This window comes from Paenilisteria portnoyi (assembly GCF_014322795.1).
Classification (GTDB): domain Bacteria; phylum Bacillota; class Bacilli; order Lactobacillales; family Listeriaceae; genus Listeria_A; species Listeria_A portnoyi.
In genome coordinates this window covers 136,322-153,341 of the sequence record NZ_JAASTT010000001.1, presented here as the reverse complement: position 1 = coordinate 153,341, position 17,020 = coordinate 136,322, and the positions used below count along the sequence as shown (strand labels likewise).

Here is a 17,020-nt window from a genome sequence, read left to right as displayed (position 1 = left end):
ATGGGATTAAGAGAAACAGGTTTATCAGATGAAACCTTATTAGAAATGTACCAAAAACTATTATTAACACGACGTATTGACGAGCGTTTATGGTTACTCAACCGCTCTGGAAAAATTCCGTTCACGATATCAGGACAAGGGCAAGAAATCGCTCAAATTGGGGCGGCTTTTGCGTTTGACTTAGAAAAAGACTACTGCCTACCGTACTATCGCGATTTAGCTGTCGTTCTGTCATTCGGCATGACGGCGCGCGATATTATGCTAAGTGCGTTTGCTAAAGCCGAAGATCCGAACTCGGGCGGACGTCAAATGCCAGCCCATTTCGGTCAAAAAGCGAATCGTATTGTTACGCAAAGTTCACCGGTAACTACCCAATTTCCGCATGCAGCTGGAATCGGACTTGCCGCTAAAATGAAGAAAGATCCAATCGTTGCTTATGCATCAACTGGTGAAGGATCATCCAACCAAGGCGATTTTCATGAAGGTATCAACTTTGCAAGTGTTCATAAATTGCCAGTCGTCTTCGTTATTCATAACAACCAGTACGCGATTTCTGTCCCAGTTGAAAAGCAATATGCCGCTGAAAAACTATCTGATCGTGCTTTAGGTTACGGTATCCCGGGCGTTCGCGTCGACGGTAACAATATGACAGAAGTTTACTTAGCATTCAAGGAAGCCACTGATCGCGCTCGTCGCGGAGAAGGTCCGACCTTGATTGAAACGATGACATATCGCTTTACGCCGCATTCCTCAGACGATGACGATAGAAGTTACCGTACGCTGGAGGAAGTTAACAAAGCGAAAGAACGCGATCCACTCGCTGTTTATACGAAAGAATTGGAAGAATTCGGCTTGCTGGATGATGCCAAAAAAGAAGCCTTCGAAAAAGAAGTAATGGCACTAGTCAACGAGGCAACAGACTATGCAGAGAATGCAAGTTATGCTGATCCGGAGTCCGCGCTATTACACGTTTACGAAGAACAATAAGCGATTTATTTACGTTAGGGTAATTGTTTAGGCCCTTTCGAATTAGGAGGAATAAAAATGCCTGTCATTTCATATATTGATGCTATTACGGCTGCGCTTCGTGAAGAGATGGAGCGAGATGAGAACGTATTTATTTTAGGAGAGGATGTCGGGAAAAAAGGCGGCGTTTTTAAAGCAACTGCTGGACTTTACGACCAATTTGGCGAAGATCGCGTGCTGGATACACCGCTCGCCGAATCTGCAATTGCTGGTGTTGGAATTGGTGCTGCGATGTATGGCATGCGTCCCGTCGCTGAGATGCAATTTGCCGATTTTATCATGCCTGCCGTGAATCAGATTATCTCGGAAGCATCGCGTATTCGTTATCGTTCCAACAATGATTGGAGCTGTCCGATTGTTTTTCGCGCGCCTTATGGTGGTGGCGTGCACGGGGCTCTTTACCATTCCCAATCCATCGAGAAAGTTTTCGCGGGGCAGCCTGGTCTGAAAATCGTGATGCCATCAAGTCCGTATGACGCAAAAGGACTTCTAAAAGCCGCGATTCGCGACAACGATCCCGTTCTATTTTTAGAACACAAACGCGCGTATCGCCTAATTAAAGGGGAAGTGCCAGACACAGATTATACCGTTCCAATTGGAAAAGCAAATGTGGTTCGTGAAGGTGACGATTTGACGGTTATTACGTATGGTTTAGCTGTTCATTTTGCCCAACAAGCTGCTGAGAAATTAGCAAGCGATGGTATTGAAACGGAAATTTTAGATTTAAGAACGATTTATCCGTTAGATAAAGAGGCAATCATAGAGGCAGCTAAGAAAACGGGGAAAGTCCTCCTTGTTACCGAGGATAATAAAGAAGGCAGCATTATTGGTGAAGTGGCTGCAACCATCGCGGAGCACTGCTTATTCGATTTAGACGCACCAATTAAACGCTTAGCTGGACCAGATACGCCGGCGATGCCTTTTGCACCAACGATGGAGAAATATTTCATGATCAACCCTGACAAAGTAGAAAAAGCGATGCGTGATTTAGCGGAATTTTAAAGGAGTGAAAAAATAATGGCACTTGAAAAAATTACAATGCCACAACTTGGTGAAAGCGTAACAGAAGGAACGATTAGTCAATGGTTAGTCGCACCTGGTGACCACGTAAATAAATACGACGCCTTAGCAGAAGTATTAACCGATAAAGTAACTGCTGAAATCCCGTCTTCCTTTACCGGAACGATTAAAGAATTGATTGCAGTAGAAGACGAGACGCTTGATGTTGGCGCCGTTATTTGTATGATAGAAACAGAAGGCGGCTCGGAATCTGCGGAATCATCTGCAGAAGAAGTAGCTCCAAAACCAGAACCAGCTGCGACCACGCCGAAAAAAGCATCCGTTAAACAAAGTGCCGCGACAGGTCGCTTCTCGCCTGCCGTCTTAACTCTTGCAGCAGAACACGGTATCGATTTAGGCAACGTCAGCGGAACTGGTCGTGACGGTCGAATTACGCGCAAAGATGTTCTTGCTTATGTCGAAAATGGTGCCCCAATCGCTCCGAAACCAGAAGTATCGGAACCAAAAGCAGCACCACAACAACAGCCAAGTGCACCAATGCCAACAAGTCAAGTCGGTGATCGAGAAATTCCAGTAGATGGCATTCGAAAAGCAATCGCCAAACATATGGTATCGAGCAAACATGAAATTCCACACGCTTGGATGATGGTAGAAGCAGACGCAACTGGCCTAGTACGCCACCGAGATGCCCTAAAAAACAAATTTAAAGCCGAAGAAGGTTATTCACTCACTTATTTCGCCTTTTTCGTCAAAGCCGTTGCACAAGCGCTGAAAGAATATCCAATTCTAAATAGTACGTGGGCTGGTGACAAAATCATCGAACGTGCGGATATTAACATTTCCATCGCCGTAGCTACCGATAATCACCTTTTCGTTCCAGTTATCAAACACGCAGACGAAAAGTCGATTAAAGGCATCGCCCGCGAAATCACAGAATTAGCAGCAAAAGCACGCGCTGGGAAATTGACGCAGGATGATATGTCAGGTGGGACATTCACAGTTAACAGCACCGGATCGTTCGGTTCTGTGCAATCGATGGGAATTATTAACCATCCACAAGCAGCCATTCTGCAGGTCGAGTCCATCGTGAAACGTCCCGTCGTAATTGACGATATGATTGCCATTCGAAATATGGTAAACCTCTGCCTATCCATCGATCATCGTATTCTAGATGGCCTGGTAGCTGGTAGATTCCTAAGTAAAGTGAAAGAAAATATCGAAACAATCACCAAAGAAAACACACCAATCTACTGAAAATAAATAGGAGATAATAGGGGTAATTAAATTTGAAATACCCAATGTTTAACAAAAATAACAGCGGGTATAAAAATAATACATCTAGATCCATACCCCTAAACTCCCTAGATGTCTTGAGTGGTACGTTTAAATACGCTATCGCTCTTTTTTGTTGGGGTTGTTATGAACGAGTGTGAATTACAACCCCAATATAAGCGAGAGTGAAACGAACGGTTAATCCTTCCCGGCTGTTATGAACAAAGTGAATTACAACCGCAACATAAGCGAGAGCAAAGCGAGCGTTTAATCCATTAAAAAAAATCTTACACACAGCACAACAAAAAAACCACATTATCCATGTGGCCTTTCAAGCGCATATTCAATTACCAATTATAGGAACATCAATACCCCTGTTAAAACAGAAGAGGCTACAATCGCAACAAGCATCAAAATCACAATAACTCTAGCAACTTTTTTGTTAGACATAAAATGAGACGGCTCCTTCCAAATAAAAATCTCGATATCTCTATCATACTTACTTTATGTGAGAATTTCAAGTGAAATTAGTAGGAAATAGCTAATATTTTTTAAAAAGCAAGACGGAGGTGAATAAAATGACACAAATTAACGTACAAGACGTTTTTCTCGAATTAGTCGCAATCCCGTCCAATTCTGGCCAGGAGCAGGAAATTATGACATATATCCAGATTTTTTTTAAACAACTTGGCGTACCCGTACAACTTAGCAAACAGCAATCAGGCCTAGTGGCAACAATCCAAGCAACTAACGAAGCTCTAGAACAAGTGCCTGTCATCGCATTTTCCGCGCATTTGGACACCGCCACGTCGCCCGTCCCGCCAGAAGTTATTATCACAAACGGTTATGTCGAAACAGCAAATCGTGCTATCCTTGGCGCCGATGATAAAAGCGGTGTAGCTGCGATGCTTGCAGCGGCAGAAATACTAGCCAACAGCGACGAACCGCATGGCCAAGTCGAATTTATTTTTACAACGAAAGAAGAAGAGGGATTGACCGGCGCAAAATTATTTGATCTCGACCTTGTCGATGCTGCGTATGGCTATTGTTTAGACGCGCCAGGTGCAGTCGGTGGCATGATCCGCACAAGTAAAACGCATCTGCAATTGGATTTTTGGATTGAAGTCAGTGTGCCTCACGAAAAATCAGCCATCCAAATCGCTCGTGATGCGATGAAGAAAATTCGCCAAAATTTCACACTGGATACTGGTGTTATTTGGCAAGTGTATCATTTTGGTGGCGAGGTTTTAGAAAATGGCAATGAAAAAGTGACGATTCTCTCGGAGTTCTCGGCAGATGTTCCACTTGAAATTTGTTTGCCGTTTGTTGAGCAGATTAAGCAAATATTCATTGAGACTGGCATTACATATAAGGCTGATGTGCAAGATGTGACGCATATGAGCTATCATCATTTCAGCCTTCCAGAAACGAGCCATATCTGCAAAGTTGCGTCCAGTGCTATGCAGGAACTCGGTTTTCCTCAAAAAGCGTTACAGCTTGAAGGAGGCACGGATGCGAATGTTTTCAATGACCGCGGCATTCCATTTCTCGTCCTCGCGGCTGGCTTTGAAAATCCGCACACGACAAGCGAGCGAATTGCGGTTACAGAGCTAGAAAAACTCGTGAAGCTCCTTCTAGAAATAATAAAAATCACGACAAACTAACAATAAATTCGCTAAATTCGGGTTCGTTTCGTTGCCGTAGCACCAAAGTTTTGATATAGTTATGAGTGTTGAGAAAATGGCAGCATTCATTATAACGAATGACTCGAATGAGAAGGGACGAATGTGAAAAATGGCAAAACAAGAAATTGGCGTTATCGGAATGGGCGTAATGGGTCGCAACTTGGCCTTAAATATTGAAAGTCGTGGTTACAGTGTATCGATTTTTAACCGCTCTAGCGAAAAAACGAAAGCAGTCGCAGAAGCACATAGCGACAAAAAATTGGTTCCTACGTATAACTTAGAGGAGTTTGTTAACTCCATCGAAGTACCTCGTCGTATTCTATTAATGGTACAAGCAGGTGCGGCGACTGATATGATGATTGATGCAGTCAAGCCTTTCCTAAGCCAAGGCGATATTTTGATTGATGGTGGGAATACGTTCTTTAAAGACACGATCCGCCGCAACAAAACGCTAAGCGAAGAAGGATTTAATTTTATCGGAACTGGTGTTTCTGGTGGGGAAGAAGGCGCGTTAAAAGGACCTTCTATCATGCCTGGTGGTCAACGTAAAGCTTACGATTTAGTCGCTCCAATTTTGCAAGAGATTGCGGCTATTGCGGACGGCGAACCTTGTGTGACTTACATCGGCCCAGACGGCGCTGGACACTATGTGAAAATGGTGCATAATGGTATTGAGTACGGCGACATGCAGCTAATTGCTGAAGCTTACACGATCCTAAAACAAATCGGCGGCTTAACGAACGACGAACTTGCCGACGTATTCACAGAATGGAATGACGGCGAACTCGATAGTTACTTAATCCAAATCACGAAAAACATCGTGAAAACAAAAGACCCTGAAACAGGTAAGCCGATTGTTGATGTTATTCTTGATAAAGCCGGCCAAAAAGGAACAGGTAAATGGACAAGTCAAAGCGCTCTAGACCTTGGTGTACCGCTTTCCCTTATCACAGAATCCGTATTTGCACGTTACATTTCTGCGTTAAAAGACGAACGCGTACATGCGAGCAGTGTTTTGTCTGGCCCAAGCAACTATTCCTTCAATGGTGATAAAAAAGCCTTCGTAGAATCTGTACGTCGCGCGTTGTATTTCAGTAAAATCGCGTCTTACGCCCAAGGTTTTGCGCAAATGAAAGCTGCATCAGATGAATACGATTGGGATTTACAATACGGCGAAATCGCGAAAATTTTCCGCGCTGGTTGTATTATCCGCGCTCGTTTCTTACAAAAAATCACAGATGCATACAATAATGATAAGAACTTAAACAACTTATTATTAGATCCTTATTTCAAGGATATCGCACATAACTACCAAGATGCATTGCGTGAAGTAGTAGCTGAATCTGTAAAAGCAGGAATTCCAGTACCAACATTCACAGCAGCGATTAGCTATTATGACAGCTACCGCTCAGAAGTACTATCCGCAAACCTAATCCAAGCCCAACGCGATTACTTCGGCGCACACACGTATGAACGCGTGGATAAAGCAGGAGTATTCCATACAGAGTGGCCGGAGATTGATGAATAGAAGTGCTGAAAGAGCCCGTTTGCCTCGACAGAAATTGTTAGGGGGCGCAGTGAAAGTCCTCTTTTGACTTTTACGGAGGCCACGAAATTTCCGAGAGGCTGGCTCTTGAAGCCGGATCCGGAGGTGCCAAGCACGACGACGCCTCAGATTCAGCACTTAAAAGAATGGTGACTTATCTCTATTTCCTCCGAGATAAGTCACCATTCTTTTTCATACGAGACCCAGCCTTCCTACAGTTTATCAGCTCCAAACACTTCCAAGCTCACTAATCCTTATTCGTTCCATTAGTTGTTCCTAGATTCGGCGCATAAAACCCACTGATGGATTACCTGCTCGCTCCACTCTCATGCATATTGAGCATCTAATTCAGCACAAGACGCTTCATAAAATGCTCAACAATGAGAATCCCATGAAAATCTACAAAGAAATTCCCTAAACAGACTGTTATTAGTTGTTTTTACCGCGATTTTAGTTACAATGGTAATAGGAAGATATCTGGTTTTTGAAGGTGGGGATAGTTGATGAATAGAATACTTATTGTAGAAGATGAAAAGAATTTAGCTCGCTTCATAGAACTAGAGTTACAACATGAAGGCTATGAGACCGCTGTTGCCAATGATGGTCGTGCTGGTCTAGAGCTTGCGATTACGGAAGAATGGGACGCAATCCTACTTGATTTAATGCTACCGCAGCTAAACGGTGTGGAAGTTTGTCGGCGCGTTCGTCAAGTCAAAGAAACGCCGATTATTATGATTACCGCGCGTGATTCCGTTATTGACCGCGTTTCAGGTCTTGATCATGGTGCAGATGATTATATTGTCAAACCGTTCGCTATCGAAGAATTATTAGCGCGGCTTCGTGCTTTACTACGACGTATCGAAACGAGTGAGAACGAGACAAAGCAAACCACATTGGAATATCGTGATATTGTTGTTGAAAAAGAAAGCCGTATCGTGAAGCGTGGTGAAGATATTATCGATTTGACGAAACGCGAATATGAATTATTGCTAACCTTGATGGAAAACATAAATATCGTATTGACGCGTGAAGTACTTTTAAATAAAGTATGGGGTTATGAAACCGAAGTTGAAACGAATGTCGTGGATGTGTACGTGAGGTATTTACGAAACAAAATCGATAATAAAAACGATGACGAGAGTTATATTCAAACAGTGCGTGGCACGGGGTATGTGATGCGTACATGACAACACCAAATACATTTTCTTTAAAGAGCCGGTCACTGAAATTTAAATGGACGTTTGGAGCAAGTGCTGCTATATTTTTAACATTTTTCTTATTCTCCTTTGCCATTTATCAAGGTATCGGTAGCATGCTTCTAGACGAGAAGGATGACACGGTGAAATCGGCGGCGTATGCGGCATCTGCTGCCATTTATAATGCCGAATTAACTGGCGCAGCAGAGAATATTACCAGCGAAAATATTGGACCAATCGTAAAAGACAATATAGAATTACGATCCCGCCTGGAGGATCAAGTTCTTGTTTTTTACGATAAAGATGGGAAACTAATTGAACAATATACGGCGGGTCAGAATAATGATAAGGCCTACGCAAAAAATGATTATAGCAATTATTTGGTGAAGCAACCAACTCCAGCATTGTCTAAGCCTACCGTGCAGGGCCAACAAATGGTTATGTACCAAATCCCCATTATCGAAAAAGCGGACAATGCCAGTATTATCGGATATATTCAAGTTATCAATCCGATGACATCCTACAACAGCATGATGGGTAAACTACTCGCAACGATGTTCTTACTTGGCGCTGTAGCCTTATTTATTAGTGGTATGCTCGGCTATCTACTCGCGCAAAATTTCTTAAATCCACTAACAAAAATGGCAAAAACAATGAACGATATTCGAAATAACGGTTTCCAAAAGCGAATAGAACCAACTGTTATCACAAAAGATGAAATCGGCGAATTGACTATTGTTTTCAATGATATGATGGTACAAATTGAACGTAGTTTTGAGCAACAGAAACAGTTTGTAGAAGATGCCTCGCATGAATTACGAACCCCGGTACAAATTATGGAAGGGCATTTAAAGCTACTGAACCGTTGGGGTAAAGATGATCCTGAGGTGCTTGACGAATCGCTTCATGCTTCGTTAACTGAGTTAGAACGAATGAAAAAACTCGTGCAAGAAATGCTTGATTTATCGCGAGCAGAGCAAATTTCGCAAACAAAAGAACTGCAACTTGTGTGCGTGAATGATGTCCTGGAGCAGGTGAGGCGTAATTTTGAAGTCATGTACGAAGATTTCACATTTACATTAGCCGAAGACGATAAAGATTTACATGCAATGATCCAGCACAATCATTTAGAGCAGATTTTGATTATTATTGCAGATAATGCCGTGAAATACTCTGGTGACGGCAAACAAGTTGATATGCATATCTATAAAGAGGCAGATAAAATTAAAGTCTCTATTAAAGATTATGGCGTCGGTATTTCAGCAGATGAAATTGATAAGATTTTCAACCGTTTCTATCGCGTCGATAAAGCGCGTAGTCGTGAAGTTGGCGGTAATGGTCTAGGACTTGCCATTGCAAAAGAATTAGTCAGTGGGTATCTTGGTTCCATTCATGCCGAGAGTGTGGATCATGTTGGTACAACCATTACCATTGCACTCCCACTAATTGAGCAAAATGAGGATAAAGCAGAATAGCGAAAAGACGTTTCCAAAGCTCTCACGAACGAATCTTGGAAACGTCTTTTTTGCTATTTTTTATTTTGCTCGTGTTCTAATTGCTCAATCTCTTTTTCTTCTTTTTCCATCATTTCTACTTCTGGATGTTTTTTCATGTATAGTTTTTTCGTGAGGAGTGTTTGACCTGCTAAGAAAAGTCCGCCGACTGCCCAATATAACGCAAGAGCTGCTGGTGCGGAGAGGGAGACGAAGAGAATCATGACTGGTGAAATGAGTCCCATAATCTTCATTTGTTTCTTTTGCTCAGGTGTATAGCCAATCAGTGAAACGAAATACTGTAGTAAATACACAGCGCCGGCGATTATCGCCATAATCATATCTGGACTACCTAAGCTGAACCAAAGAAATTCGTGATGCGCAATATCAGAAGATCCGCGAATCGCATAGTAGAACGCCATCAAAATTGGCATTTGAATCAAAAGTGGCAAACAACCCATTTGTAGCGGATTGATATTATATTTAGAATAAACGGCCGTCATTTCTTGCTGAATTTTTTGTTGTTCTTCCTTCGAAGTCGCTCTTTTTAATCGTGCTTGGATTTCATCAATTTCTGGTTTGGCAACCGCCATTTTGGACTGCATACCCATCTGTGCTTTAGCAGTACGCAAGTTTAGCGGCATAATCAAGGCACGGATTGCCAATGTTGTTACGATAATCGCGATACCATAATTCCCACCGAATATCGAAGCAATCCATTCAATCACGCTTGTAAACGGTTTAATGAGGTATACGTAGAAAAAACCATCCGTATTTTGAGAAGGGTCCATGCTACAACCCGCCAACGCAAAAAACAGCGCCGCAATCATAATGAGTAATAATATATTTTTCTTTTTCAAAGTCTTATTTCCTCCTAAATGTAAGTTCTTTTGTATCGGTTACTTAGGAAAAAGACAAAGAATATTCATCGTCTGTATTTGAAAAACGTGTTATTGCTTGGACGAGCCATATGATAATAAAGCTAAGCAGGCGCGTTTCCGTAGGTTTCCAATGAATAACAGGAAGTGGCGTGATGCATAGATGTTTCGTATGCAATACCATCGTAGGTTTCACCATCGCCAGAACTGGCCAATACCTGAACACAGCCATTGTCATGAAAAAGGTCACATATAACGAAACATACTCTGGTCCGAGCGCCATCTGGATTAAAGTTTCAAACACACGCAATCACTCCTTCCAATCTAAAATAAGTACAGCCTTAACTATAATGGAAATCAATCAGAAAGACAAGCTCCGTGTGCATAACTTAGCGAAAGCCCCAAACTAAGCATCATTATCAGTATTCAATATCAAATGTTTTACGTTCTTCGACAGGAGCATCTTTATAAATATAGACTTCACCAATTCGTGCTGATGGAGATGGTCCTTTTTTTACCGCTTCAATAAATTTTTCTAAATCCGCTTCTTCAGCAATCGCTTGAATTTCAACAGAACCATCCTGCAAATTTTTGACGATGCCACTAATGTTCATCTTATAAGCCAGATGCTTGGTGGTATAGCGGAAGCCAACGCCTTGAACCATTCCAGTTACACGCATAATGACGGTTTTACGAGCCATAAGTCTAATCACCTATCCTTTTTTATTAGTACTCCTAGTGTACCTTTTTTGCGCGCATTTTTCAAAAAATAACATAGCCAAAAGCAAGTTACAGTGAGTTTCACAAGCCTTGTGCTATAATAGTTTTACATATTATGAAGAGAATGAAAGTAAGGTGTTGGAAGATGGCGACATTTCAAGTCATTGTGACAAAAGGAGAATACGAACCTTGGTGGTTTTTTGAAGACTGGCGAAAGGATATCGAATCATCGTTTGTGTATACAGAGAAAAATGAGGCGATACTTCAATATCAGGCACTGGCTGAAGAGCTAATGGCAACTTATCCGAATAAAGCGGTCAAAAAAAATGTTCTACTAGCAACTTGGTCGGAGGATGAAACACAATATTGCGAGGAATGCGACGATGATATTCAAACATTCCACGGATTGATTTTGTTTGCTGATGAACGTGTATATGAGCCAACATCGGACGAACTGGCAACCTATTTTTCTTTTGAAGAAAAACTAAATTTGTCAAAGGACGCCTGATTTTTAGGTGTTTTTTTGATGGGAGGGGGATAAAAAAATGGAGGAACAACAACGATCACGCCGTAAAGATGAGCATATCACGCTTGCTTATGGGCAGTATGATGCTAATTCGACGGCATTTCAGGATATTCGATTCGCACCGCAAAGCCTACCTGATTTTCATAAAGAAGACGTGTCGCTACAGACTCATTTTGCGGAACAGCCGTTTGATGTACCGTTTTACATTAATGCGATGACCGGTGGCAGCGCTAGAACAAAACAATTGAATCAGCAATTGGCAATTATTGCGCGTGAAACTGGTTTGGCAATGGCAGTCGGCTCGCAATCAGCGGCGCTGCATGACGCTAATCTCATCAGTACATATAGCATCGTTCGAACAGAGAATCCAGATGGTCCTATTTTTGCGAATTTGAGTGCGGATAGTTCCGTGGATAATGCCCGTCGAGCCGTTGACATGCTCGGTGCGAATGCTTTACAACTACATATTAATGTCGCGCAAGAATTGGTGATGAAGGAGGGGGATCGCGATTTTTCTAACTGGCAACAAGCTATTGAAAAAATCGTCGCCATTCAGGAATTCCCAGTCATCGTGAAAGAAGTCGGCTTCGGAATGAGTCGGGAAGTGATGGAACAACTGCAAGATACCGGGGTAAAAACCATTGATCTCGGCGGTAAAGGTGGTACTAATTTTGCAAAAATCGAAACAGATCGCAGGCGCGACGGAGCCTATCAATTCTTGGAAGATTGGGGTTTTACAACCGTTGAATCCTTGCTCGATTGCCAAAATAGTTCTGCCGAAATTCTGGCATCTGGCGGCATTAAAACACCACTTGATATTGTGAAATGTCTTGCCCTCGGAGCTAAATCTGTCGGTGTTGCTGGCGCTGTGTTGCATCAATTAAAAAAAACAGATGTGGAGCAGACCATCCAGATGTTGCTTGGTTGGAAAAATGAGCTGAAAAGCGTCATGACATTACTTGGCGCTAAATCAGTACCAGAATTAACACAAAAATCGCTACTCATTCAAGGGGAATTACATCAATTTGCGGAACTAAGACATGTTAATATTGAACATCTCGCCAACCGGACATAAAGAAGAGGAGTCGTTACCAAAACCGTGGTAAACAACTCCTCTTTTTAATTATTTGACACTAGCTAAACGGGCTTCCAAATCTTCTGGGCTAAGCGCATGTTTTTTTACATATAGGTTTGCAGGGTGTGTCCGACATTCATGGGAACAGCTGCGTAAATATTTTTCCTCGTTCTCGACAGACGCAAGGATTTGTTTATTACAATATGGATTCGCACAGTTGATATAACGTTCGCAAGGTGTGCCATCGAAGTAATCCTTACCAACAATCGTATGATCCACACGGTTAATCGGAACAGCGATGCGCTCATCAAACACATACATCATCCCATCCCAAAGATCGCCTTTGATAGTCTCGTCTTTACCGTATGTCGCGATACCACCATGTAGTTGTGAAACATCCTCGAAACCAGCTGTTTTCAACCAACCAGAGAATTTCTCGCAACGGATACCACCCGTACAATATGTTACTACTTTCTTATCTTCAAACATCTCACGGTTTTCTTCCACCCATTCTGGTAAGTCGCGGAATGTCTCAATATCTGGACGAATCGCACCACGGAAATGACCTAGATCAAATTCATAATCGTTTCGAGCATCTAAAACCACGGTATTTTCATCTTTTAGGGCTTCACGGAACTCTTCCGGCTCCATATAATTCCCTGTAATTTCTAAAGGATTGACGTCATTCTCAAGTGAAAGGGAAACAATTTCTGGGCGTGGACGTACGTGCATTTTTTGGAATGCGTGCTTGTCTGCCGCGTCAATTTTGAATACCATGTCCGCAAAACGTGCGTCTGCATGCATTGCTTCAATATATTTCTCCGTTTCCTCAATAGTTCCTGAAACAGTGCCATTAATGCCTTCCTCTGCCACTAAAATCCGCCCCTTAAGACCGATTTCCTTGCACATAGCGAGATGTTCGGCTGCGAATTGTTCAGGATTATCAATCGTTGTGTATTTGTAATATAACAACACTTGATAGCTGCTCATGTTCTAACCACCCTTAATTAATTTTATTGGAAAAGTGAATTTCCTAGTTTGCGCATTGTCTATGATACTATATTTATGGCTAATTATGCAAGGGTTAACAGGACAATTCGAAATGAAAATAGTTCAATATATGAAATAATTATTTAACCTACCCTCATTGTATGATATAATTTATGGTAGTAAAAAAGAGAACTTGAGAATATGGGAGTGGTTCGTATTGCAATCAGGAGAAACACCGCTGGAAGAAACAATTGTACAAGATGTATTCGTTAAAAAGCGTAATAAAACAAAGTGGTTCATCTACAAAATATTATTCATTACACTCGGCGCTATTTTAATGGGGGTTGGTCTAGAGCTATTTCTAGTAAATAACCGCATCCTCGACGGTGGAATAGTAGGGATTTCCATCATCATTTCACAACTAACGCCAGCGCCACTTGGTGTTTTGACTTTTGTGTTAAATATCCCGTTCTTCATTATTGGATATCGTAAAATAGGCAAGAGTTTCGCACTTTTCACACTATATGGAATCGCAGTCATGTCAGCAGTAACACTCGTACTACATGATTTAGAACCTGTCACTGATGATTTACTGCTCGCAACGGTATTTGGCGGCGTCACACTCGGCTTAGGTGTAGGTATTGTTATCCGAAGTGGCGGTGCGCTTGATGGCACAGAGATTGTCTCCATTATCATTAACGGAAAAACACCATTTTCGACCGGGCAAATTATTATGGCAATCAATATTGTGATTTTCTTAGTAGCAGGGCTTGTTTTCAATTGGGATCGTGCCATGTATTCCCTGATTACGTATTTTTTAGCCTATAAAGTGATCGATATTGTCATTAGCGGTTTAGACGAATCGAAAAGTGCTTTTATTATCAGCCATCATTACGAAAAAATTGGCGCAGAAATCATCGACCAACTCGGCAAAGGTGTGACCTACATCGATGCTACAGGTGGATATTCTGGTGACATAAAAAAAGTAGTTTTCGTTATTATCTCTCGCTTTGAAGAACCTAAGTTGATTTCCATTCTGGATGACATTGATCCCGGCGCTTTTCTTGCGGTTGGAAACAATATGTCGGAAGTTCGCGGTGGCAAAATGATGAATAAGAAAACACCGCACTTATAGACTATGAAGATGTTCTCTATTGGGAGCATCTTTTTCACGAAAAAACAAGAACGTATTTTCGTATTTCGTACTAAAGTTGGAGGATTATCTTCATGTTCTGTGCTATAATGCTAGAATACGAAAAGCGAAAAAGAGGATAGGGTGGGGAATTTGGCAAATCAAACAAAGAAAAAATCGTCTCGCTCAAAAAAAGCGACGCGAAAAAAGAAGCAAACAGCAAAATCTTACTCTTTTGAGATAAGTGGTGTTATTGTAGCAGGGTTAAGCTTGATAGGCTTATTTCAACTTGGCTTTATTGGCCGATTAGTTTATGCACTCGGTGAATTTATTGCAGGCGAACTAGCTATCGTCCTTCTCATGGGATTAGCTATTCTAGGCATCTATTTTGTTTTTAAAGGGAAAGTTCCAAACCTGTTCACAAAACGATTGAACGGGTGTTATCTCATTTTCATTGGCTTGCTAACGTTTGTCGAGATGTGGTATGTGACGCATGTGCTCGCAGACGGGGCTACGGTATTTGGTTCTATGTGGAAACTTTTAAGTCAGAACCTATGGCATCCGAGTCAGATTGATCAAGTCGGTGGCGGGATTATTGGATCTGGGATTGTAGCGATTACATATTTTTTAGTGGATCGAATCGGCACGAACAGTATCGCCACGATTTTAGTATTGTACGGCTTATCTTTAGTAACAGGCATCCCACTAAAAACGGCATTTACCAAAATAGCAACTTTCCTTCATGGTATATTCGATAAACTAAACCAGTTTTTCGAGGATCGCAAAAATCGTAAACCAAAACCTAAAAAGGCGACAAAGCCTAAACCTAAGCAAAAACCATTGATAGAAGCTGAGCCAGTTCTTGAAGTCGAGACTGAAAAAGTGGAACCAAAATTACCACCGATCATCTCCAATTTCCAGAAAAAACAAGAAGCGGAGAAAAAAGCGACAGAACAAAAATCAGACTCCAGCGAAGAAGTGGCACCAATTACTTTTCAGCAAGAATCATTTGAAAACGAAATTTATCAACTACCACCCATTGATTTACTAACACCTGCAGAACCAACCGATCAGAGCGAAGAATACGACCAAATTAAAGCGAACGCACAAAAGCTAGAGTCGACCTTCGAGAGTTTCGGTGTCAAAGCCAAAATAACACAGGTTCATTTAGGCCCAGCGGTCACAAAATATGAAGTACAGCCCTCTGTCGGTGTGAAAGTAAGTAAGATTGTAGGACTGAGCGACGATATTGCCTTAGCACTCGCTGCAAAAGACATCCGAATCGAAGCACCGATACCAGGCAAATCAGCCATCGGTATCGAAGTTGCGAATCAAACAGTAGCCATGGTTGCGCTGCGTGAAGTTCTGGAAAACAATCCGAGTGATCGCCCTGATGAGAAATTACAGATTGCCTTAGGACGCGATATTTCAGGAGACGCTATTGTTGCCAACCTCGACAAAATGCCGCATTTATTGGTTGCAGGAGCTACAGGAAGCGGGAAATCCGTATGTATCAATGGTATCATTACCAGTATATTGCTTCGTGCCAAGCCACATGAAGTGAAAATGATGATGATTGATCCAAAAATGGTCGAATTAAACGTGTATAATGGGATTCCTCATTTACTGGCACCTGTTGTCACCAATCCTAAAAAAGCCGCGCAAGCCCTTCAAAAAGTAGTTTCAGAGATGGAGCGGCGTTACGATTTATTTTCGCATACAGGAACACGAAATATGGCTGGATATAATGCGCATGTCCGTCAACATAATGAGCAAAATGAAGCAAAGCAAGCGGAATTACCGTTTATTGTCGTGATTGTCGATGAGTTAGCCGACTTAATGATGGTCGCTTCCAATGATGTGGAAGATGCGATTACACGATTGGCACAAATGGCACGTGCAGCAGGGATTCATTTAATCATCGCGACGCAGCGTCCGTCTGTTGACGTCATTACTGGCGTCATCAAAGCAAACATTCCATCACGAATTGCATTTGCTGTGTCGAGTTCGATTGACTCTCGTACGATTTTAGATATGGGAGGCGCTGAAAAACTGCTTGGACGCGGAGATATGCTATTTCTTCCAGTTGGTGCTAGCAAACCTGTACGTATTCAGGGGGCGTTCCTTTCCGATCAAGAAGTAGAGGACATCGTATCCTTCGTCGTTGCCCAGCAAAAAGCGCAATATAACGAAGATATGATTCCTGACGAGGTGCCTGATGTTGCCGTAGAAGCAGAAGATGAGCTTTATAACGAAGCAGTGGAACTTGTCCGTGAAATGCAAACAGCGTCTGTCTCCATGCTACAACGCAAATTCAGAATTGGTTACAATCGCGCAGCACGAATCATAGATGAAATGGAACAGCGCGGCGTTGTCGGACCACATGAAGGCAGTAAGCCACGCCGTGTGAATATTGGTGACATCCCGGAATACGAAGAATAATTTTTCATGAATAAAAAGG

General features: G+C 42.1%; 16 protein-coding genes. 11 read left to right on the top strand and 5 right to left on the bottom strand.

Going from position 1 to position 17,020, the window contains the following annotated elements; all coding sequences use genetic code 11:
* The 3 genes from HCJ66_RS00745 to HCJ66_RS00735 are packed head-to-tail and all read left to right on the top strand — an operon-like array spanning position 1 to position 3,300.
* Complete coding sequence (locus tag HCJ66_RS00745) at positions 1–987, top strand: thiamine pyrophosphate-dependent dehydrogenase E1 component subunit alpha (RefSeq protein WP_187131425.1); 987 nt, start codon at positions 1–3, stop codon at positions 985–987.
* Positions 988–1,044: 57 nt separating this feature from the next.
* Positions 1,045–2,028 (top strand): alpha-ketoacid dehydrogenase subunit beta, encoded by a 984-nt coding sequence (locus HCJ66_RS00740; RefSeq protein ID WP_181675573.1) that lies wholly within the window; start codon positions 1,045–1,047, stop codon positions 2,026–2,028.
* A gap of 15 nt (positions 2,029–2,043) precedes the next feature.
* Complete coding sequence (locus tag HCJ66_RS00735) at positions 2,044–3,300, top strand: dihydrolipoamide acetyltransferase family protein (RefSeq protein WP_187131424.1); 1,257 nt, start codon at positions 2,044–2,046, stop codon at positions 3,298–3,300.
* Positions 3,301–3,672: 372 nt separating this feature from the next.
* On the opposite strand, the gene prli42 is transcribed toward HCJ66_RS00735, so the two are convergent.
* Positions 3,673–3,768: a stressosome-associated protein Prli42 gene (prli42, locus tag HCJ66_RS00730; RefSeq protein ID WP_187131423.1), complete on the bottom strand. Its 96-nt coding sequence runs from the start codon at positions 3,766–3,768 to the stop codon at positions 3,673–3,675.
* A 128-nt stretch (positions 3,769–3,896) separates the two neighbouring features.
* On the opposite strand from prli42, the gene HCJ66_RS00725 reads away from it, so the two are divergent.
* The 4 genes from HCJ66_RS00725 (at position 3,897) to HCJ66_RS00710 (ending at position 9,220) form a co-directional block, all read left to right on the top strand.
* Positions 3,897–4,982, top strand: coding sequence for a M20/M25/M40 family metallo-hydrolase (locus tag HCJ66_RS00725; RefSeq protein WP_187131422.1), 1,086 nt, complete (start codon positions 3,897–3,899; stop codon positions 4,980–4,982).
* Between the two features lie 130 nt (positions 4,983–5,112).
* Entirely contained in the window at positions 5,113–6,531 is a 1,419-nt protein-coding gene (gene gndA / locus HCJ66_RS00720; RefSeq protein ID WP_187131421.1) for an NADP-dependent phosphogluconate dehydrogenase, read from the top strand.
* A 521-nt stretch (positions 6,532–7,052) separates the two neighbouring features.
* Positions 7,053–7,736 (top strand): response regulator transcription factor, encoded by a 684-nt coding sequence (locus tag HCJ66_RS00715; RefSeq protein WP_036078578.1) that lies wholly within the window; start codon positions 7,053–7,055, stop codon positions 7,734–7,736.
* Positions 7,733–9,220, top strand: coding sequence for a HAMP domain-containing sensor histidine kinase (locus tag HCJ66_RS00710; protein WP_187131420.1), 1,488 nt, complete (start codon positions 7,733–7,735; stop codon positions 9,218–9,220). The genes HCJ66_RS00715 and HCJ66_RS00710 overlap by 4 nt, the downstream gene beginning before the upstream one ends.
* Before the next feature lie 53 nt (positions 9,221–9,273).
* On the opposite strand, the gene yidC is transcribed toward HCJ66_RS00710, so the two are convergent.
* From yidC to HCJ66_RS00695, 3 genes are all read right to left on the bottom strand, one after another.
* Positions 9,274–10,098: a membrane protein insertase YidC gene (yidC, locus tag HCJ66_RS00705; RefSeq protein ID WP_187131419.1), complete on the bottom strand. Its 825-nt coding sequence runs from the start codon at positions 10,096–10,098 to the stop codon at positions 9,274–9,276.
* Between the two features lie 43 nt (positions 10,099–10,141).
* The gene (locus HCJ66_RS00700) at positions 10,142–10,420 is read right to left on the bottom strand and encodes a hypothetical protein (RefSeq protein WP_187131418.1); all 279 of its coding nucleotides are present in this window, start codon (positions 10,418–10,420) and stop codon (positions 10,142–10,144) included.
* 115 nt (positions 10,421–10,535) lie between these two features.
* Positions 10,536–10,817: an acylphosphatase gene (locus HCJ66_RS00695; protein WP_187131417.1), complete on the bottom strand. Its 282-nt coding sequence runs from the start codon at positions 10,815–10,817 to the stop codon at positions 10,536–10,538.
* Positions 10,818–10,981: 164 nt separating this feature from the next.
* Here HCJ66_RS00695 and HCJ66_RS00690 point away from each other — a divergent pair, with 164 nt between their 5' ends.
* A complete protein-coding gene (locus HCJ66_RS00690; protein ID WP_187131416.1) occupies positions 10,982–11,344 on the top strand; it encodes a DUF1033 family protein in 363 nt (120 codons plus the stop codon).
* Positions 11,345–11,381: 37 nt separating this feature from the next.
* Positions 11,382–12,437 carry a type 2 isopentenyl-diphosphate Delta-isomerase gene (gene fni, locus HCJ66_RS00685; RefSeq protein ID WP_187131415.1) on the top strand — a complete coding sequence of 352 codons (1,056 nt, stop codon included), beginning with the start codon at positions 11,382–11,384 and terminating at the stop codon, positions 12,435–12,437.
* 48 nt (positions 12,438–12,485) lie between these two features.
* Here fni and trhO read toward each other — a convergent pair whose 3' ends face one another.
* A complete protein-coding gene (gene trhO / locus HCJ66_RS00680; RefSeq protein WP_187131414.1) occupies positions 12,486–13,427 on the bottom strand; it encodes an oxygen-dependent tRNA uridine(34) hydroxylase TrhO in 942 nt (313 codons plus the stop codon).
* Positions 13,428–13,665: 238 nt separating this feature from the next.
* Here trhO and HCJ66_RS00675 point away from each other — a divergent pair, with 238 nt between their 5' ends.
* Positions 13,666–14,562, top strand: coding sequence for a YitT family protein (locus HCJ66_RS00675; protein WP_425489587.1), 897 nt, complete (start codon positions 13,666–13,668; stop codon positions 14,560–14,562).
* A gap of 150 nt (positions 14,563–14,712) precedes the next feature.
* Entirely contained in the window at positions 14,713–17,001 is a 2,289-nt protein-coding gene (locus HCJ66_RS00670) for a DNA translocase FtsK (RefSeq protein WP_187131412.1), read from the top strand.
* Positions 17,002–17,020: the final 19 nt, after the last annotated feature.